Genomic DNA, 19,362 nt, shown 5'->3' with positions numbered 1-19,362 from the left:
CTGGCCCGGCTGCCCCTTTCCACAGAAAGCATTGAGACCCATGGTTGTGTCTGATTCTGCTGCAGGACCCGAAGCGCCTAAGGCCTGGTCCGCCGCCCCCCTTCCCGTCGAGAAGGCAAAAGCTAGTGTTATCGCAACGATGGTGCTCGCTCGGCTGGGACTAATGATTGCCCTCTTTATGCCCATCGTCGCGGGCATGACACTCAAGGTGCAGTCCTTGGTTCCCGCGCCGGAGGTTGCCGCCACACTCGGCACCGTGATCTCGATGGGCGCGTTCGCCGCCCTTCTCTTCGACCCCATTTTTGGCCGGCTCAGTGACCGTACAGTCGGTCGATTCGGCCGCCGCCGGCCGTGGTTGGTTGCCGGTGCGCTGGGACTCCTGGCGTGCCTGGCCATTATTGCCCTGGCCCCGAATGCTGTAATTCTGGGCATCGGCTGGTTCTTCGCGCAGGCCCTTGGCAATGCGGCGGTTGCCGCACATACGGCGACCCTGGCAGATCAGGTACCCCAGTGGCAGCGCGGCAAAGTCAGCGGCATGATCGGCATTGCCTCCCAGGCGGCCTCACTCGGCGCAGCCTACTCGGCAAGCCTTTTCGGGCAGAACATGCTTCTACTCTTCCTGGTCCCCGGTGTCCTCTCACTGGTGCTGGTGCTTGTCTTTGCTTTCGTGCTGCCGGACCAGCCCATACAGCGCCGCCCAGCCCCTGAAGGCGGGGTGCGGACCGCACTTAAGACCTTCTGGGTCAACCCTCGCCAGAACCCCGACTTCGCCTTCGCCTGGATGTCCCGCTTCCTCGTCGTCCTGGCAATGTTCATGTTCGTCACGTTCCGGTTGCTGTACCTTCAGCAGAATCTGGGTCTCTCCAAGCAAGATGCGGCCGGCGCGCTGGCTATGGGTGTCCTCATCTACACCGTTGCCCTCGTCACCGCCGGCCAGATTGCCGGATGGATCTCCGACCGGATCGGGCGGCGAAAAGTCTTCATCTGGACTTCGGCCATAATCTTCGGCATCGGTACCTGGATGTTGACTCTGGCCAACTCAACGAGCGCGTTCTACTGGGCTGAACTGGTCATCGGCATCGGGTTCGGCATCTATATCGCCGTTGACCTCGCCCTCGTCATCGATGTCCTCCCGAATCCTGAGGACACGGCGAAGGACCTCGGCGTATTCAATATCGCCATGACGGGTCCGCAGACACTCGCTCCGGCAGTCTCAGCAGCCCTGGTGACGATGGGTGGTGGCCGTTATGACCTCCTGCTCGCCGTAGCGGCCGGGACTGCCCTGCTGGGGGCGCTAACGATCCTCCCCGTCAAGAAAGTGCGCTGACACTGACATCCGACTGGACCGGTAACGGGCCCTGCGGCCCGAAGCAGGGGGAGTTGGTTTCGGTGACTAAAGAATGGGTAAGCGCCCGGCTGGCAAATCCAGCCGGGCGCTTCGTCATCCCGGCGCGCTGGGAAAACGTGCCTGCGCCATTGAGCCCAGGTCTAACGCGCCACCGGAGTAACTAAAATGCCGAGCCAGCCGAGGTTTTCCTTTGTGTATGCGGAGGACGATGGCAAGGTGCAGCTGCCGATCGCGGTGGACGTTGACCGCGCACCTGCTTGCTTTAGCTCGGACCGGCGCCGGCACCGGCCAGCATTCACTTTTCACCTATATACCCCTAGGGGGTATATTGTTCATGTTGTCAGTGACATGGTATGTCCCGGCGAATGCCTCGCATCAGCCCCCACAGCCGTCAACCCCAGCGCCCATTGATGCTTCGTCGACGAATGGAAACTGGCATGTTTGAATCTGAAAACCGCGCTCAGCTGCCTCTCGCCGTGTCAAGCGTCGGACGCAGCTGCTGCTCTCCGAAATCCTTGTCGTCACCTCACTTGGCGGGTGCCACCGCGTTCACCCTCGAGGGCCTGACATGCGGGCACTGTGCCCAGACTGTCGAGAAGGCTGCCTCAGCCCTTGAGGGCGTGGAGTCTGCGGCCGTTGAGCTCGTTCCCGGCGGCCGCTCCCGCTTGCTTATAGCCGGCAAACCAGCCCGGGCTGCTGTCCGTCAGGCGGTCGTTTCCGCCGGCTACACGGTCGTCGGCAGCTAAACCGTGAACTTCACGCGATCCTCAGACGCCTGAACGGCTGGCAGGCCATTAACCAAGGACTGATCCAGCAATGGGGGGATGCTGGCGCTTCGGCGGCCTTTCAGGCGGTGCCGCCAGTCAAGGACCCAATACCCCTCCCTGGGTATTCCTGCTTTCTGCGGGCACCCGCTGCCCGCCAATTTGTAGAGGAAAATGTTATGACCGAAAAAGAAAGTCAGCAGCGCGGATTGGTGCCGCTGCTGGTGATCGCGACAGCGCAACTGATGCTCGTGCTCGACGACTCCATCGTGAACATCGCACTGCCAAGCATCCAGCAGGTACTCGGGGTGAGCGCCGTGCATCTGCCCTGGATTGTGAACGCCTATATTCTTGCATTTGGCGCTCTGCTGCTCCTGGGTGGTCGGCTTGGTGACCTCTATGGCCGCCGACGCGCCCTGCAGGCGGGCCTCGCTCTCTTTGTTGTGGGATCCTTGGCGGGTGGCCTCAGCCCCAACAGCGCGCCACTCATCGCTGCCCGCGCGATTCAGGGACTGGGAGCAGCGCTGGTTTCTCCCAACGCGTTGGCCCTGATCGCCACTACGTTCTCAGAACGTAAGACCCGTGATGCGGCTCTTTCGCTGTACGGCGCCATGTCCGCTCTTGGCATCGTCGTGGGGCTGCTCCTTGGCGGTGTCCTGACCGATACCCTCGGCTGGCGGTGGGTCTTTTTCATCAATGTACCCATTGGCATTCTCGTGCTGCTGGGCAGCCGGACCCTTGTGAGCGCAGGGCGGCACGTGGGGAGCCTCGACGTCAGGGGCGCGGTGCTGGGAACCGGCGGCATGGTCGCCCTGGCGTACGCCATTACACGGTTCAGTGAGGACGGCTTCGCCGACACCATCGGGCTTGGACTTCTCTGCGCCGCTGCGCTGCTGCTCGTGTCCTTTGTCGCTACGCAGGCGCGCAGCCGGACACCTTTGCTCCCTCTGGGCCTGTTCCGGGACCGCGGCCGCGCCGGCGCTTATGCGTCCATGCTGCTGATGGCCATCGGCCCCATGGGGGGCTTTTACGTGGTCACCCTTTATCTCCAGCAGGTTCAGCACTACAGCCCCCTTCAGACCGGTGCCAGCTGGCTGCCGTTCGCGGCCGGCCTGGTGCTCGGGGCAGGCCTCGCGCCCAAGCTGCTTTTGAAGATTGCCCCGCGCATCATCGCAGCGGCCGGAGCACTCCTCAGCGCCGGGGCAGCCTTCTGGTTCTCCTTCATCGAGGCAGACACCAACTACTGGCTGCACCTGGCTCCGGCCATGTTGGTCCTCGCGCTGGGGTCCGGCCTCAGCATCATCGCACTGACCCAGGCTGCGGTCTACCAGACCAAGGAACAGGAGGCCGGAATTGCCTCCGCCCTGCTGAACTCCGCACAACAGATCGGGGTCGCCCTCGGACTGGCAGTTCTGGCAGGGATCGCTGCAACCGTAAGCAACAGGCATGCGGCCCTGAGCGGGGAAGCCCAACTGGTCACCGGATACGGCAGCGCGCTTGTCGTCGCGGCTGGGGTGCTGGTGGCTGCAGGAATACTTGCCGCAGCTACGCTGCCCTCCCGAACCGCTGTCGAAGCCGATGCCCCCGCCGCGGCTGCGGTGCATTAGGCTGCACATCCGCACCGGTTTCCGAAAATACAGCCCGCCCGCCCCGGTACGTAGGCGGGCGGGCCTGTCATTTGAGGCCGGACGATGGGGAGTCACTCAAGGTTCAAAGCGCAGGCCCAGCCTCATCCGCCTATGGATACATATGGAGGCATCGTTCGCGGCTCACTCAGCCGAGGGTAACGGGAACAGCGCGCCAGGCATCCTGAGAGGATCAGTCTGTGATGAGGCGCCTTGCGAACGTTAGCGAGTCGCTGGTTTCGAACCCGACGGCGCGCCAAAAATCGGCCGCGGCTGCATTCGTACTGCGGACGTTGAGATGGATCTTGGGACAACCCAAGGCACCGAGCCGCCGTTCGACATCCTGGACAAGGCCGCGGCCCAGCCCGCGCCCTTGCTCTTCGGGGTGGACAGCAAAGTAGTGGATCCAGCCTCGATGGCCGTCGTAGCCTGACATGGCCGTCCCAACCACACGGTGGCCGTCATGTGCCACTACGAAAAGCTCGGGCTGTACCCGGAGCTTCCGCTCTATATCTTTTCGAGGGTCGTTCCAGGGGCGGACAAGGCCACAAATACTCCAGAGCTCCACCACGGAATCCTCGTCTTCGGTCATGAAGCTGCGAAAAGTAACTGCCGGCATTATCCGTTTCCTCGGGGCTGGTGTTGGGGGACAGTGGGTGGAGCTGCCTTCAGGGGGCGGCGGTGCAAGAAAAGAATACCGATCTCAAACAATGCGCTGCCGCCGAAGGGACCCGCTGGGTCCAGGGTCCGGCGGCCGACGTTAGTCGTTGACGCCCGTGAGTCGCTGAAGCGCGGCGGTGCGGGCGTCGGGGCAGGCTGTTTTGGGGACCATCCAGAGGTAGGTGCGTCAGCGCGGCAGTTCCTTCGGAGTAAATATGCAGTAGTGCGAACGTAGGCATCCAGCGTTGGGATGAGGGGAAGCCCAACTACCGCACAAGTTCATAGAGCGTGCCGTGCTTCTCACCGAGGACGCTCCACTGCTGGGAAAGCATGGGACGTACTGGTGGGGCTGGCAGGTACGTGCCCCTACACAGACGGAAAGTCCTAACCGTTGTTCATGTGGTGGTCGCACTGTTTTGCCTGAAAATGCAAGGATTGCAGCACTGCAGATCGCAGTGTTTTTCGCATTCTTCGGGTCCTTAAGTAGTCGCGTGATGTGTTCCCTGTAATGACAGGAATTTCGGTGGGAAGTTGGGTTTGGTTTTCCCGAAGTCTAAGTGTCTATGGGCTCGCTGGGCACCCCTGCAAGCGATGCGCGAAACGCCGATCGTACGCGAAAAGTTCATGAACCGCTCCAGCCACTTTTGCCCGGTTTGCCAGCAAAATCGCTAGCTTGAGCGTAAGCGGAGGCCGATGAGCATATGGTGATCCAAGGGCGCGCGACCGTCACGTTGGGGATCCGGACACGGCCGTGCTCGACTGCTCTTCCCATTGACATTCATGTTTTGCCGGCCGAGTGGTTGAGTCAGACTAGACCGGGGCATGATCAGTTTCAACGTCAGTGGTCGCGGCTAATGTCCCTAACATCGAACGAATGGAGGAGGTACCATGGCGCTGAAGACGTCGCTGGCAGGGCGGGTGCGGAACACGACACTGCCGAAAACCCATGCGCTGCTCCCGCTGCACGAGGCGGTCGTCAACGGCATCCAGGCGATCGACGCGCGGTTCCCCGACGATGCCGCTGGCCGAGGGCGTCTCACCGTCCGGATTCACCGGGAGCGGCAGGGGGCGTTTGACCTTAGCGCGGGTTCTCCTGGCCGCGCACCGCTCAAGATCATCACCGGCTTCAGCGTCGAGGACAACGGCATCGGGTTCACGCCCGACAACATGACGTCCTTCGAGACGCTCGACAGCGACTACAAGGCCGGTATGGGTTGCCGCGGCGTGGGCCGGCTGCTCTGGCTGGTGGCGTTCGATCGCGTCGAGGTGCGCAGCGCCTACTACGAGGGTGGGACCCTTGCGGGACGTCAGTTCAGGTTCTCGGTCAGTCAGGACGTCGTGCGCGACGACGCGCCCGACGGACTGACCGATGCCGGCAGCTCTGTGTGTCTGGAAGGCTTCAAGAAGCCGTACCAGCAGAGCGCGGCGAAGACGGTTGAGGCCATCGCGCGCGAAATCTTCGAGCACTGTATCTGGTACTTCCTCCGCGACGGCGGCGCTCCCGACGTGTTCGTGTCTGACGACGATGAGACGTTCTCGCTCAAGGACTTTGTCGAAGAGCTCGGGCACTCCGAGACTTCAGCGTCGTTCGAGGTCAAGGGCCAGACGTTCGAGATGCTCAACCTGCGCCTCAAGACCTCGGCCCGCAACGCCACGCCGCGCCTGCACTGGTGCGCCGCGAACCGGGTCGTCAAAGACGAGAGCATCGCGGGGAAGCTGCCGGGCCTCTACGCGCGCATGAAAGACGGCACCTCAACCGAGTTCACCTACGTCTGCTACCTGTCCTCGACCTACCTCAACGACCACGTCAGGGCCGACCGCACGGACTTCGACCTGCCGGAGCGCATGGCGGGCGACGCCCTGATCGACGAGCCGACGCTCGACGACATCCGCACAGGCGTCCTGCAGGAGGTCTCGAGGGCGCTGACCGAGCCGCTGGCATCTGCGCGGGTCGCGAGCAAGGAACGGATCCACCAATACGTGAGCACCAAGGGGCCGAAGTACCGCCCGCTCATGAAGCGCATCGAATCAGCCGGGATCGTCGTGGACCCGTCGATGAAGGACACCGACCTCGAAATGGAGCTGCACAAGCATGCCCAGAGGATCGAAACCGATTTACTGGCAGAGGGCCAGGCCGTATTCGCGGATTCGAGCGGCGACAAGCCCGAAGATTACGACGAGCGCCTCGCCAAGTACCTCGTGACAGTGAAGGATTTCAACCAGTCTGACCTGGCGAACTACGTCGCCCGACGACGAACCACCCTCGACATCCTCGCGAAACTCATCGAGTCGGACGGCAACGGCAAGTACGCCCGCGAGGACCGTATCCATGAGCTGCTCTTCCCGATGCGGCAGGAGTCGAACGAGGTCGGGGTCGACGCGTCAAACCTGTGGATCCTCGACGAGCGGCTCGTCTTCCACGACTACCTCGCGTCCGACAAGACGTTCAAGAATATGCCCGTCACGGACGATGCCTCGACGAACAGACCAGACATTCTGGCAACCCGCGTGCTCGAGCCGGACTTGCCCGTGCTGGCGTCCGAAGGGCAGAAGCTGCCGCTGCAGTCGATCGTCGTCGTCGAGCTCAAGCGTCCCATGCGCAATGATGCGACGGCGGAGGATAAGAACCCCATCGCACAGTGCCTCGACTACGTCGCGCGCGTCCGTGAGGGCAAGGCGGCGACTGCAACTGGGCGACCGATCCCGTCGAGCCCGCAGGAGCCGCCGGCTTTCTGCTATGTCATCGCCGACCTGACGCCGACGATGGAGCGCATGTGCAAGCTGTCGACCCTGACCAAAACACATGACGGGCTCGGGTACTTCGGCTACATCGAGCCCTACAAGGCCTACGTCGAAGTCATCAGCTTCGACGGTCTCGTCAATGCGGCCACAGAGCGGAACAGGGCGTTCTTCGATAGGCTCGGCCTGCCGTCGAGCTAGGCGACGATCAGCGTCATGCTCCTCCGCGTAGCACGGCTGCATGTCCGATGTTGTAGGACCTCCGGGGAGGTGTGTCAGAGCTAGTCAAGTGATGGAGGTCCCGATGGGCTGATCGTCAGGCTGGAGGCGTTGGACCTGAGGTCTTGAGCCGGTGGGTAGGTGTCAGCGGTACCAGCCGCGGCGGGTGGGTACTTCTATCCGCGGCATTTCGTGCGGTTTCAGCGGACGTTGGGGAACCGGGCGGATGGAGTAAGGGGTGATGCGGTCCTCCTCGTGCTCCCTCTCGATCATTTCTGCGGCACTCTTGTCCGTCCTGCGGATGTGGTCCACCGCCCAGGTCAGGAGCACGTCGAGGCGATTGACTTCCGCTTCTGCAGCCAGGAGCCGTTCATGGGCCGTCACCGAGCCATAACCGCACCATTGGCGGAGGATCTCATGAACGGGTCTTTGGCAGCGCAGGTAATGGTCGTATTCAAACTCGGCTGAAGTGCTTACCGGTTCCCGGGTTTCCCAGTTTTCAATTGTTCCGCCCCGCTTGGATTTTTCTCGAGCCACTGCTTCCTCGGCCATGACCAGGTCCAGGACCGGGGCCGGGTTTCTGCGACAGGCCAGCTCCAAGACAGCCAGCGCCGCACGCGGCGACAGGAACACCTCGCCGTCCTGAACCAGCCAGGAAAATCGGGACTGGAATGCAGCCACGGTCTGTCCGGTGAGCGTTTCGAGGGCAACGTGGTCGTGGACCGTCAACGAGTCGTCGCTTGAAGCGACGGACAGCTCGGCGACCTCAGAAGGTACAAGCAGCTCAAGGGCCGCCCACAGGGCCGACGCCTCATGTTCGTCGATGGACTCGGCCTTGAGCCGCCTCCAGCCATCCATCGAAGCGTCGTACGGGACTACGTCTTCCCACGGCACCTTGAGCCGCGAGCGAGGGACGTTCTCTTCCCTGCCCGGTGGATGGCCGTGCGTGTGACGGATGACGACCCGGAATCTTCGACCCTCCCGGTGCACCGCCACGATATGCACCCGCTCAGACGGTGCATCGTCACGTAGCCTGTAGGCCCACTCTTGACCTGGGCTGGGACTACGTGAAACATCAGCTTTTGGTTCCATAGCCGCTCATTATCCGTCCACCCCCGGCTGCTGTCTCCTAAGCAGATTGGTGCCAACAAGTTAACCGAACGAGAAATCATCAGCTGGAACTGCGCAGAACCTTGCTTTTGTTCAAAGCTACGTTTTCGCAGTGGTGCCCCGCGCGTTCCCTCGATTTGTCCGGTGCTCTGGGCGAGGATCAAAGAATGAGCGCGGCCGAGACTGACACTGTTCCCGATGACCATACTCCTGAGCCTGGGAGACTGCTGACGCGGGTACCGGGGCGGGCACGGCCCCAGAAGCAGGCCCTCCGGGAGTTCGAGGAGGGTGTCGCCCAGTTGCGGCAGCAGTACGATCCGGTATTCTGGCCGCTCTTCGTCCCGGAAGCCAAGAACATGTTTCGCTGGCGCGTCCAGTTGGAGTGCGGATGTACGCACGAGGTCTACACGCACGGCGAGGATAGGTATCCGGACGATCGCCGCTACCTCGACCGTTTCACCCGAGGCCGGTTTCCCGCCGGCGAGTACTGGTGCTCGACCAAACACGAACCTGCTCAGAAGCCGTATCGGGACATCGTCGAGTGGGTCGATCGCAAGGTCACGGAGTTCCCGGCGGACCCTGTGGAGCCGGAATACGACTGGATGGACGCCGAGGACTGGGCGAAGATCCGGAAACCCAAGCCACACCCGTCGGCGTTCTGGCGGGTCAAGCTCTCCTGCGGGCACTATGAGCAAGTCTGCACTGATGTGGATTGGAAGCCCGAGGACGGGCCTAAGCTGGTGTCCGAGGAGCGCATCGTGGAAATCCGCCGTGATTTCGAGGAAAGCTGGGCGGCAGCGGATAACCCCGGATGGCCTGAAAAGGGTTTCGAGCGAGACCACATCCGGAAGATGATCGATCTGCGCTGGCCGCGCCCCGAGCCCGAGAGGGACTGCTTCACGTGTACGCAGGTGCGGCGGATCACTGGCTATCAGCGGATCGGCTGGCTCGTAACGAGGACGAGGTCGGCACCGCGCCCGTCGACGAACCTCGATCGGGAGAAGATCGAGGCTCGACTCGCCGCGGCCGAGGCTGAAGTCCGGCGGCTGCGCAAGCAACTCGACAACCCCGATAACGCTTGAATCCACAACGACGCGATCTTGACTTCGTATTTTGGGAAGGGTCGCAAGGACTACACCCCCGATGGGAACGGGAAACGGACCAAGGACGCCATGCCGAGTTCAGCGATCGACAGTTCATCGCGTTCACATCAGGGGATGTTCTATGAGTATTCGTAGGGCTATCCTCGGCAGATGAACCAACATGCAGTACCGGCCGAACCAGGCCAATACATATTCGCGTTCAGCCTCAGTCGTGGGTGGCTCCGGATAGCTGGGACGTGTGCGGTTGCTGCGGTGGTTATTGCCGTCGTGGCAAACGCAACGGAGCCGTTCCGAGCCCCCTTGGGAATCGCGCTAGGCGTCCTCGCGATAACCCTACTCATCGCATTTGCCATCAAAGGTTCATCACGACGGCAGACACGGGAACCAGCGGCAGCCCAGGCCCGTACGGGCGGGCATCGGATGTTGCTTGGCAACATGCGGGGCAGAAGGTCCTTGGCGGCAGAACTGGCTCTCCTTGCAGAACTCCATGCGAAGGGTGCACTCTCTGACGAGGAATTCAGCGCCGCCAAGCTGCGTACTCTTGCGGACTGATATCCAGCGGTTGCCGCGTCAAACTCCTAGCGACTTCGGCCAAGAATTTGCCCATCGTGCCCCGCAGCGAGGGAAAGAAGGCCCACCGATGGGGGACCGGCAGGCCTTCAGCACGCCACGCTACAGCAGCGTCCATGGAACATCGACTGGAATAAGGGGTCAAACGAACGAGTAGGCGAACCCGGCAGAGGGAGGATCCGTCATTGCACCCAATGGGCGAGACCTCGAGCGACCCTGCGGCGTGTTGCGTTGTCCGTCCGGGTTCACTCTTAGAGTGTCTTCATGACCGGTCACATGTATTCCTGGCTCCCTGAGCGCCACCTCGGGGTCGCCGCGACTCTCGCGCACGCCGACGAGCTCATCGGACAAGTCGCAGATCTGCTTTTCGACTACCAGACCCAACCAAACGGTGTAATCCAACTGGCGGAGGTACCCAGGGACCGGATCAGCCAAACCATTGTGGAAAAGGTGGCCCCGATCCCGCGCAAGGTGCCTCTGCTCGTGGCTGACGCTTTGGTGGCTTTCCGGGCCGCACTCGAGCACACATTGTTCGCCGAAGTTGAATTCCTGGATGGTGCACCCCTCGATGAGAAAGCCGCCAAACTTGTCGAGATGCCGGCCTCGGATACTCATGAAAAATTTGCCGAGTGGACGAAAAAACGCGCCCGGAACGGTCCCCCATCGCTACGCGCCGGCGGCGAGCTGGCTCGTCGGATTGAAGCCTTGCAGCCCTTCCACCGGCATGTACAGGCGGACCTCCACCCGTTGGCGCGGCTCGTGCTTCACACGAACCATGCGAAGCACAGGACACCGGCGATCACGGCTGTCAGGCTGGCGGTCATGATCAGGGATGACCAGAAGCCTCGCTCGCTGCGTGATTACTCCCCGCTGCCGGAGGAGCCGCTGCGCATTGGCGACATCATCGCAGAGACTCCCATGGGCAGCAAAGTCCCTGTCACCCTGTTCCCGACCGTGGGGATCAACCGCCCGGGCACGGACCGGTGGCCAGTGCTGATCAAGGAGCTTGATGAGATCTCCGGGTGGGTCCGCACGCAGGCGGTGCCACGCCTCATCACCGGTACGGAACCGCCCGAGCCCCCGCTTCCGGCCCGCTACGAGATCACTGTCGGTCACGAAGATGAGCGTGAAGCGATGTCCATGGGGTCAAGGACAACCGCCGTGGATCGCTATCAACTGCGTCTCGGAGCGGCGTCAGCACGGATAGATCTGGCTGACTTGATCAGCAGGAACGACGGTTCACCGGATAGGGGACAGCTTGTGGCGTGGCTGGAACAGTTGACCGACGAGGAGGTAATGGAGCGGATGGGGCGGCTGGGAGCTGCCTTCAACTACGAGGCCGACATCGTTTTGCGCAACATCGAAATCTTGGATGGTCTGCGGGACGAGGCTCTGGCATTCGGCCCCGAGACGCAGACTGCAGGTGAGCATTGAGGCACCCTATTGAGGATACTGCGGTCACTTTCCACCCCTACTTCTGGGCTGGAGAGATCGTGCCTATTTGAAGGCCGAGGCTCTGTGCGATGCGAAGATGCTTTCGACTCGACGGGCTAAGGGCTGCTTCCGGATAGCCAAACTGAGCGAGGCGGATCTTGATGAGTTCGCGCGCTACCCGTTCGGCGACACGAAAAAGGTTTCCCTGGAATGGTGATCCAGCAGCCTCGTGCTCCATGACAGGTGATTCTGTGTCGTGAACGATGGCGTTGCGGGTATCTGCCAGGCACCAATACCAGTGGCCGAAAGAACTATACATGCTGGTTTTCCCATTGTATTCACGCGAAAAACACGGGGATGACTCCCGCCATAGGAACTCATCGGCACCGATCGTTCCAGTGACTGAACGGTAGATCTCTTCAAGAGCGCTGATGCCGCTCGCCGTTCCGGTTTTACCTGAGAGGGCCTCAATGGCCGTCTTCAGCTGCACGAGGATATCCGGCATGCTGTGAAGCGGCGAGTTCTCCCACGCGCGACCGTGCCAATGGAGTGCCGCCCAGACCTCGCGCTTGGTCTTGGCAGAGTCATCTGACAGGGCTTCCATCGAGACGCGGTACACGGCGTCCAGAAGTCGGCTGTCGAGTGTGAGATCCGGAATCGTCACCAGCCCCTCCGGGGCTGGCACAACGACAAAGTCATCATGCACGGTGCCGCCGCCAGTGGTTCTTCGATTCAAAGTGCCGCCCCGGGTGCGCCCAAAGGTTCCGTTCTCGAGCGCGGTGCGTTCACCCACAAAGAACGTCGCCACTTCAGCAGTGGCAAGGTTTAATGCGGGTGCTTCCCAGAGGATTTCGTTTCCGTGGCCGGTGTTGGCGTCCGTCACCGCGAACAACACTGCGGCTTGCAGTGCGTTTCGTTCGTATTCGCGTGCCTCACCAGGATCAAGTTCTGGTTCTGTACGTTGAACGAGCGTTGCAGTCGTCAATCGCTGGCCGGCATCATCGCGAAACCGGGAAAGAAGTGCCTTCAGTGTCCGACCAAAGCCGTCAAAGGGCTTAGCAAGTTTTTTTGGGTCAAGCGGTTGCAGCACCCATGGCCCGACATTCACTTCCTCGCGCAGACGAAGATACGGGAACAGGTAGATTGCAGGCCGGTCAGTCACTCATTCAGTATCCTTGACGACCTCCAGCACCCTGAATTAGGGGAGCTGCTTCAGCCGAGCAGGTTGGCCGGCCGGGTTCGGAGTCCGGGACACATTGAGGGGACATTGATACTCTGGGCAGAGGGGAAATGGGGGAACACGGAAATGGGTCTCAGAAGTCTTTTTCGGCGAAAAGGTGCAACCGCGGCACCGATAAGTCCAGTCGTGGCGGCGGCACCTGTCCCGAGCGCGCCCATGTCACTCGAGCTCCAAGCGGAACTGCGGGCAGCGTGGGCAGAACTAACTGAGGCCGCCAAAGCATCGAAAGTGAAAAGCTTCCACGCCTGTACACGTACGGCCCGGCACTGGACGGAAGACCCGGCGGCAGTCAGAGCCATAGCAGCCACACTCCGTGAATTCCCGGCTACAGACAGCCAGCAGACGACATAGTGACCGTCCGGCGTTGGCCCGAGGTCATCACAGCTCGCCGGAAGGCCGGCGGTCGAGATTTTCACTCAACTCCTGGGACGGCTTGCAGGGAATTGACATGCCGTCGGCGAGGATTGAGCCATGCCAAGCACATCTACGGTCTAACCGCCGTGATCTACAAGCAGATTGGGTCCCTGTCGATGCTCCACCCTGTGTCCCCATGAAGAAGATGAGGCTCCGTTACGCCGGAGCGTGTCGGCTGTGCGGTGCATCTCTTCCGGCCGGGACAGAAGCGATCTATGAAGGCGACACGAAGACCGTCCGATGCTTGGAGTGTGCCACCGAGACCCCGGAAACAACCCCCCGCCTGGAACGAGTTGGTGATAACTCGTTGTCCACTGAGTCCGGAATCGCTGGCTCGTCAGCCCGACGCGAGTATGAGCGTCGCAAAGCGAAAGACGAGGAAAAGCTCCGCGAGAAGTGGGGGCCATTCGGCGCCATCGCCGTCGTCCTCTCTGACGAACGCCAAAGCACCAGGTCCTGGGATCGAGGCGCGATTGGCGAGGAACGCCTCGGCGCTCGGCTGGATGCCCTGGCCGCCGATGGCCTGGCCGTCCTTCACGACCGACGCATTCCCGGCTCGAAAGCCAACATCGACCACATCGCCATCACTCGCGGTGGAATCTGGGTCATTGACGCCAAACGGTACAAGGGACGGCCTGAACTGAAGATCGAGGGCGGCATCCTTCGCCCCCGCGTCGAGAAACTCCTCGTCGGCCGACGGGATTGCACGAAACTGGTCGATGGGGTGCTCAAACAGGTCGACGTCGTGCGAGACCTCGTCGGCAATGTTCCCGTCACGGGCGCGCTGTGCTTCATTGAAGCAGACTGGCCCTTGATAGGAGGCGCATTCTCGACCCATGGCGTTCATGTACTGTGGCCGAAACGGCTAGCAAAACTACTTGTAGAAGAGCCAGCGGGCGACGCTGATGTAGCGGCGGTGCGTGAGTCGTTAGCCTCGCGATTCAAGCCTGCTTGAGATCAGTGCCAACATTCCAGGTCGCAGAGACTCTGATCCGACAGTTCGGGAAGCCCGTTCCAACCGCCGTTTCGAAGCTTTTCGCGAGGTCCATCAGATTCTGAACGGCGGACAGGATGGCCGCTAGGTCGGGTACAAGTCACAGCCATTTAGCCATGCCCCTCCACGAAGCCATCTGACTTCGGACACGGCAGAGCCAAGCCGTTAGTTGCGCCTCTCGGCTGGCCGTACCTGTCGCCAAAGGCGACCAAGGAGCTCTGAAGCAGCGTCATGCTGCCCAGTACGTCCACCGGCCGGGAACGGGATTCTGCCGGCAGTGGGCTGACCATCCAGGCGGCGAACACGTTGTGAGGAATCTTCAGGCTCATCGCCTGGTCAAAGAGGTGAAGCACCCGTTCGTCAAAGAGCCGGCTGTGAGTTGGAAGCCCGGGCAGAATGTGTCTTCGTCGATAAACACCCGGACTGCACGGCGCATGGCGTCCGAGTCGCCGAGGGATTGGAAATGCTTCTCCAGGTCTGCCGCTGTAGGCAGGGTGAATTCTTCGCGGATGCTGTCCCAGATATGCTCCGGGACAGCTGGCCAAAACCGCTCAGCCTTCACATTCGACGCAGTAGGCATGGCCGTCCTTCTGGCTCGCCTTCTGCGAGCGGTGCCGGACCAGGAAACAGGACCAGCAGGTGAACTCGTCATCCGCCTGCGGAATGACCTGGACGACGAGCTCCTCGGCAATGAACTCCCCGCCGGGAGTCAGCCCGTCAAGCGCGTCCGCCTCGTCGAGCTCCTGAACCACGGATTTCGCATCCGGGGCTTTGGCAGACTTCAGGGCCTCCAGGGAGTTTTCCTGGGATTCCTTGACGTCGGTGCGCAGTTCATCGTAATCGGTTGCCACGAAAGTGCATCTCTTCTCTGTTGATGGGGATAACCGATCCTGCAACGTACAGGACACGGGAAGAATTCCCAAAACAGTTCGTTCCTGCGCGGGGGTTTGGACCAGGTGCGCTCAACCTGCAACCCTGATCGTCCTGCCGGGAAGCTTCATGTGCGGCAAGCATGAAGTTGCCGCACAGTCGACGCGCCCGCTGCGGTCACCAGCGCGAAAACGACGCGAGGCCACCGATCCAGAGCCAACGATAAAGTCCACGCTCTGTATGGGCCTCATCCGGCCTTGATGCGGACGGAGGTTCCAAGGAAATCTCCGGCCACTTCAAGCAAGCTGACGGTCTCGAAGTAGTCAGGTGCCTGTGCCCGGTGGACAGCGTCATTACGGGCGACATTAAGGCGTCTCAGGTTTTCGAAAGTCACGTCGAACTCAAACCCGGAAACTTCTGCGATGTTGATGTAACGGCCCAGTGTTGCACCTTCCAGGCGGGCCCGCTGTCTCTCTGGAAGCTCCCCAACCCTCTCGTCCAAAATCCGGACAAGAGTAAGCTCAAGTGCCGTAGCGGCGTCGATGATTGCGCGCCGATACGATCCGCGTGCGAACGCCGCATTCGCGTCACGAATAAGGAGGTTCTCCAGGGGCGGCTCCTTACCGGCACGGACAGCGGCGAGGATCCCTTGCCATTGAGCCGCCGTGACCGGCTGTATGTGACGCGTGGTGAGTCGAACCCCGAGGTCACCTTCGTGCAGTGGCGCAATAAAGGTCAGCCCGGTCCCGAGCGTTTCGGCATCGTAGACCCTATGATCGGGGTCGAGATCCTGTCCGGTGAAAATCTCGGCCCAAGAGCGCACATGATCAAACCAGAATTTGATGCACTCTCCCAGCTGCTGGTCAGGACCCCGCCACGATCTGGCTGTATCGGTGGGAGCCTTGACAGCGGTGATGACTATTCGGCGCAAGGCAGTCGCTGGCTGAAACTCTTTAGGAATCCACGCTGCGTACTCTGTCGTCCACGCGACCAGATCCCCATCGAAGGACTCAGGGACCGCAACGCCGTCGATCACAGGGGGACCGCCTACAGGGGCCCGGTCCTGCGGCATAGCCACGTCAAACTGAACAGTGCCGTACCCGGAGGGGTATGTCCCGCCCAGGGCTGCACAGGAGACCCAAATCGGAACGGGTAGCTCATAGATCGCCGTCACGGTCTCGGCAGCGGGTGGAGTCATTTCTGCCGCATCTGTCTCATTCACGGTTCCAAACTACTTGGTCCCAAGCCCTTGGCCCGCGGACTTACGCCAGTGGCCCGGCGACGTGGTCACTTTCGCCTGACAGCACGGCTCATACCAGGTTATGAGGCTCGGCATCCATAAACACCGGGCAGTCGCTTCCGGCCAGCTGTTTGGGAAAGGCGAACGCGGACTGATGACATGTCGAGGGAGCCGGCGATACATCTCATCGAGCACAGCCCACTCCAGTCCATCGATTTGGTCGTGTTACCGGTAGGCTGCGAACGCCGGACGAACCCGGTAAACGCACCCGACGACACAGAATTCCGCGCTGATACCGTAGAAAAAGGGCAAGTAGCAGGTTATTGAACATGTTCAGGGGGAGCATGACGGAATGGAAGCCAGGCTGGTGGGCCCGAGCGTTCAGGGATGCGGGGTCTTGGGGGCTGTCGATAGGCGAGGGCCGTCTACAGGTTCGCGGAATCCCCCGAGAGATTGATGCCGAAGTTCTCGACATCCTCGATCTCCAGGCTGATGTGGGCTCAAGGCGGCTCGTCATCACTCTCGTTCATCGGACAGAAACAGTGCTCAACGGGCTATCTCGTCGTGCATTGCGGGAGGTCGCCGCTGCGTATCACTCCGAACTCGACGAGCGACGGCATCTCGCCGCAATGCTCTCAAAGGCTGAGGAACAGGGCGAGGCAGCCCGCCTTTGGTGGTCCCAGGTCCGGGAAGTGATGGAACGACCCCGATGGGCGGACCATGACACCATCGGTGCGCTCGAGCACTCCCGACCGGACGTCGCTGTCTGGCTTGCTGCCGACACTGATCCGCGACTTCGGGGGTTTCCCGCAGGCCAGCGCGAGGAGCAGCGTGCCGCCGTCGACGCTTGCCGCACCACTTACTTACCCGGGTGGGCTGTCCAGCGGAACGAGGAGTTCCTCGAGTCGGAGAAGAACGAGTTGGCGGACTTCTTCCGCACGGTTGAGAAGTCCCCGCTGACAGACGAGCAGACGAGGGCGACGGTCTGCTTCGACAACCGGGTCCGCGTTATCGCGGCCGCGGGCTCAGGGAAGACCTCGACGATGGTGGCGCGCGCCGGTTACGCGATCCAGCGCGGCATCGCAGAGCCGACCGAGATTCTTGCCCTTGCTTTCAACAAAAAGGCAGCCGGCGAACTCTCGGGCCGTCTCGTCTCCCGCCTCGGCAATGATGGGGCCGGCGTGGCGTCGAGCACATTCCATGCCTTCGGGCTGCGTATCATCGGCGAGGCCACGGACCGCAAGCCGTCCCTTCCCGACGACCTGACCACGGACAACGGGATCGGGCGGCTCGCGAGGATCGTGGATGTCCTCCGCGACCAGGACCAGGCCTTCCGGCGGGACTGGGACCTCTTCCGGCTCGTTTTCGGCCGGCAGCTTCCGGATCTCGGAGATGAAGCCGATCCTGAGAAGTCGGACAGGAACACAGGTACCAGCGGCTTCGGTACTCTCGCAGGGGAGATCGTCAAGAGCCAGGAAGAGGTGATGATCGCAAACTGGCTCTTCCTGAACGGCGTCCGCTACCAATACGAACGTCCCTACGCGTACGACGTCGCGGACGCACACCACCGGCAGTACCAGCCTGATTTCTACTACCCGGACGTCGACGTGTGGCATGAGCACTGGGCACTCGGTCCCGACGGCACCCCGCCGCCACACTTTGATGGGTATGCCGAGAGTTTGCAGTGGCGGCGTCACACTCACGTCCGCTACGGCACTCGACTGATCGAGACAACGTCGGCGACCATCCGGGACGGGTCCGGGTTCGAGCACCTCGAGCAGGAACTGCGCCGGCACGGAATCCAGCTAAAGGAAGACCCTTACCGGGAAGCAGCAGGGGAGCCACCGATCAGCGACCAGGCGATGCTGGCGCTGATACGGTCCTTCATGTCACACGCGAAGGGCAACCGACTCACCCCTGACCTGCTGGCGGAGCGGGCCGGCCGGACTTTGCGGGCCAGACTCTTCACTCGCCTGTACGCCGTCATCCTCGCCGAATGGGACAGCCAGCTCCGCGCTGCGGGCCAGATCGATTTCGAGGACATGCTGAATCTCGCCACCGATCACGTAGAGTCGGGCCGGTGGGTGAGCCCTTACCGCCTCGTCATGGTCGACGAGATGCAGGACACCAGCGCTGCCCGTGCGGCGCTGGTGAGGGCGCTGATGAGGGCTCCTGGAAACTACCTGTACGCGGTCGGCGACGACTGGCAGTCGATCAACAGGTTCGCGGGCTCAGACCTCAGTGTGATGACCCGCTTCGACAATTGGTTCGGGACAGCGTCCACTATCTGGCTGGACCGCACCTTCCGGTCTCCGCAGTCCCTGTGCGATGTCGCCGGTGGGTTCGTGATGAAAAACCCCAATCAAATTTCCAAGGACGTCCGATCTTCAGCGCCGGAGACTGACGAGACAGTATGCGCCGTCAGTGTACGTGAGCGCAGCCACTATGGATCGGCCGTTCGGCAGCACCTGACAACCCTTGACTCAGAGCTCTCTGAGCCAGCCACTGTGCTGCTGCTCGGCCGGTACTCCCGGTCCCGGGAGGATGTCACCTCGGCGCTGGAAGCCAGATACGCCAACCTGACCATCGAATTCAACACCGTGCACGCCTCGAAAGGAAAGGAGGCAGACTACGTCGTTGTGCTCGGCCTTGAGAGGAACGGATTCCCCAGCATTGTCGAGGATGATGCTCTCCTGCAACTGGCCATGGCCGCCCCCGACTCCTACCCGCACGCAGAAGAACGACGCCTGTTCTATGTCGCACTGACCCGTGCCAAGCGCTCAGCGCTCCTGGTCACGCGCGCTGGTAGGGAATCAGCGTTCCTCCTCGAGCTGGTCAGGGATCGTGTCGTCAAGATCCGATCCGCGACAGGCGATGACATTACCCCGGTGGTCTGCCCGAAATGCAGGAAACACACGATGAGGGAACGCAAAGGTCGCTACGGCCGGTTCTTCGGCTGCACCGGGTACCCGACTTGCAAAGGAACGATGAAACTTGCTGATAGTTAGTGGCAAGGATGCCATCCATGTTCC

Annotated in this window: 14 protein-coding genes and 1 pseudogene; 10 read left to right on the top strand and 5 right to left on the bottom strand. The window is 61.6% G+C overall.

The window, feature by feature from the left end; translation table 11 throughout:
* The first annotated feature begins 178 nt into the window (after window positions 1-178).
* The 3 genes from ACFUTU_RS07060 (at window position 179) to ACFUTU_RS07050 (ending at window position 3,719) form a co-directional block, all read left to right on the top strand.
* Window positions 179-1,327, top strand: a complete 1,149-nt coding sequence (locus tag ACFUTU_RS07060; protein WP_377962539.1) for an MFS transporter — start codon at window positions 179-181, stop codon at window positions 1,325-1,327.
* A gap of 374 nt (window positions 1,328-1,701) precedes the next feature.
* Window positions 1,702-2,094, top strand: coding sequence for a heavy-metal-associated domain-containing protein (locus ACFUTU_RS07055; protein ID WP_377962536.1), 393 nt, complete (start codon window positions 1,702-1,704; stop codon window positions 2,092-2,094).
* Window positions 2,095-2,291: 197 nt separating this feature from the next.
* Window positions 2,292-3,719 carry an MFS transporter gene (locus tag ACFUTU_RS07050; RefSeq protein WP_377962533.1) on the top strand — a complete coding sequence of 476 codons (1,428 nt, stop codon included), beginning with the start codon at window positions 2,292-2,294 and terminating at the stop codon, window positions 3,717-3,719.
* Window positions 3,720-3,930: 211 nt separating this feature from the next.
* On the opposite strand, the gene ACFUTU_RS07045 is transcribed toward ACFUTU_RS07050, so the two are convergent.
* On the bottom strand, window positions 3,931-4,329 hold the full coding sequence (locus ACFUTU_RS07045) for a GNAT family acetyltransferase (protein WP_377962753.1): 399 nt from the start codon (window positions 4,327-4,329) through the stop codon (window positions 3,931-3,933).
* Window positions 4,330-4,923: 594 nt separating this feature from the next.
* Here ACFUTU_RS07045 and ACFUTU_RS07040 point away from each other — a divergent pair.
* Together ACFUTU_RS07040 and ACFUTU_RS07035 are read left to right on the top strand one after the other, a co-directional pair.
* Window positions 4,924-5,069, top strand: a pseudogene (locus ACFUTU_RS07040) (zinc finger domain-containing protein); the annotation flags it as partial.
* A gap of 216 nt (window positions 5,070-5,285) precedes the next feature.
* Window positions 5,286-7,337 (top strand): ATP-binding protein, encoded by a 2,052-nt coding sequence (locus ACFUTU_RS07035; protein WP_377962530.1) that lies wholly within the window; start codon window positions 5,286-5,288, stop codon window positions 7,335-7,337.
* A 162-nt stretch (window positions 7,338-7,499) separates the two neighbouring features.
* On the opposite strand, the gene ACFUTU_RS07030 is transcribed toward ACFUTU_RS07035, so the two are convergent.
* Window positions 7,500-8,447, bottom strand: a complete 948-nt coding sequence (locus tag ACFUTU_RS07030) for a hypothetical protein (protein WP_377962527.1) — start codon at window positions 8,445-8,447, stop codon at window positions 7,500-7,502.
* A gap of 185 nt (window positions 8,448-8,632) precedes the next feature.
* Between ACFUTU_RS07030 and ACFUTU_RS07025 the strand changes: the two genes are divergently transcribed.
* The 3 genes from ACFUTU_RS07025 (at window position 8,633) to ACFUTU_RS07015 (ending at window position 11,572) form a co-directional block, all read left to right on the top strand.
* Complete coding sequence (locus tag ACFUTU_RS07025) at window positions 8,633-9,547, top strand: hypothetical protein (RefSeq protein ID WP_377962524.1); 915 nt, start codon at window positions 8,633-8,635, stop codon at window positions 9,545-9,547.
* 171 nt (window positions 9,548-9,718) lie between these two features.
* On the top strand, window positions 9,719-10,120 hold the full coding sequence (locus ACFUTU_RS07020) for an SHOCT domain-containing protein (RefSeq protein ID WP_377962521.1): 402 nt from the start codon (window positions 9,719-9,721) through the stop codon (window positions 10,118-10,120).
* Between the two features lie 282 nt (window positions 10,121-10,402).
* Window positions 10,403-11,572, top strand: a complete 1,170-nt coding sequence (locus ACFUTU_RS07015) for a hypothetical protein (RefSeq protein ID WP_377962518.1) — start codon at window positions 10,403-10,405, stop codon at window positions 11,570-11,572.
* 37 nt (window positions 11,573-11,609) lie between these two features.
* Here the strand turns inward: ACFUTU_RS07015 and ACFUTU_RS07010 are convergent, their stop codons facing one another.
* The gene (locus tag ACFUTU_RS07010; RefSeq protein WP_377962515.1) at window positions 11,610-12,734 is read right to left on the bottom strand and encodes a hypothetical protein; all 1,125 of its coding nucleotides are present in this window, start codon (window positions 12,732-12,734) and stop codon (window positions 11,610-11,612) included.
* A gap of 526 nt (window positions 12,735-13,260) precedes the next feature.
* Between ACFUTU_RS07010 and ACFUTU_RS07005 the strand changes: the two genes are divergently transcribed.
* Window positions 13,261-14,181 (top strand): nuclease-related domain-containing protein, encoded by a 921-nt coding sequence (locus ACFUTU_RS07005; RefSeq protein ID WP_377962512.1) that lies wholly within the window; start codon window positions 13,261-13,263, stop codon window positions 14,179-14,181.
* Window positions 14,182-14,771: 590 nt separating this feature from the next.
* Here ACFUTU_RS07005 and ACFUTU_RS07000 read toward each other — a convergent pair.
* Together ACFUTU_RS07000 and ACFUTU_RS06995 are read right to left on the bottom strand one after the other, a co-directional pair.
* Window positions 14,772-15,071 carry a DUF4193 domain-containing protein gene (locus ACFUTU_RS07000; RefSeq protein ID WP_377962509.1) on the bottom strand — a complete coding sequence of 100 codons (300 nt, stop codon included), beginning with the start codon at window positions 15,069-15,071 and terminating at the stop codon, window positions 14,772-14,774.
* A 266-nt stretch (window positions 15,072-15,337) separates the two neighbouring features.
* Window positions 15,338-16,312 carry a hypothetical protein gene (locus tag ACFUTU_RS06995; protein WP_377962506.1) on the bottom strand — a complete coding sequence of 325 codons (975 nt, stop codon included), beginning with the start codon at window positions 16,310-16,312 and terminating at the stop codon, window positions 15,338-15,340.
* A gap of 362 nt (window positions 16,313-16,674) precedes the next feature.
* On the opposite strand from ACFUTU_RS06995, the gene ACFUTU_RS06990 reads away from it, so the two are divergent.
* Window positions 16,675-19,338, top strand: a complete 2,664-nt coding sequence (locus ACFUTU_RS06990; RefSeq protein WP_377962503.1) for a UvrD-helicase domain-containing protein — start codon at window positions 16,675-16,677, stop codon at window positions 19,336-19,338.
* Window positions 19,339-19,362 lie beyond the last annotated feature (24 nt).

It is taken from the genome of Arthrobacter sp. NPDC057388, assembly GCF_042668165.1.
Taxonomy (GTDB): Bacteria; Actinomycetota; Actinomycetes; order Actinomycetales; family Micrococcaceae; genus Arthrobacter.
This window is presented reverse-complemented; position numbering and strand designations above follow the sequence as displayed.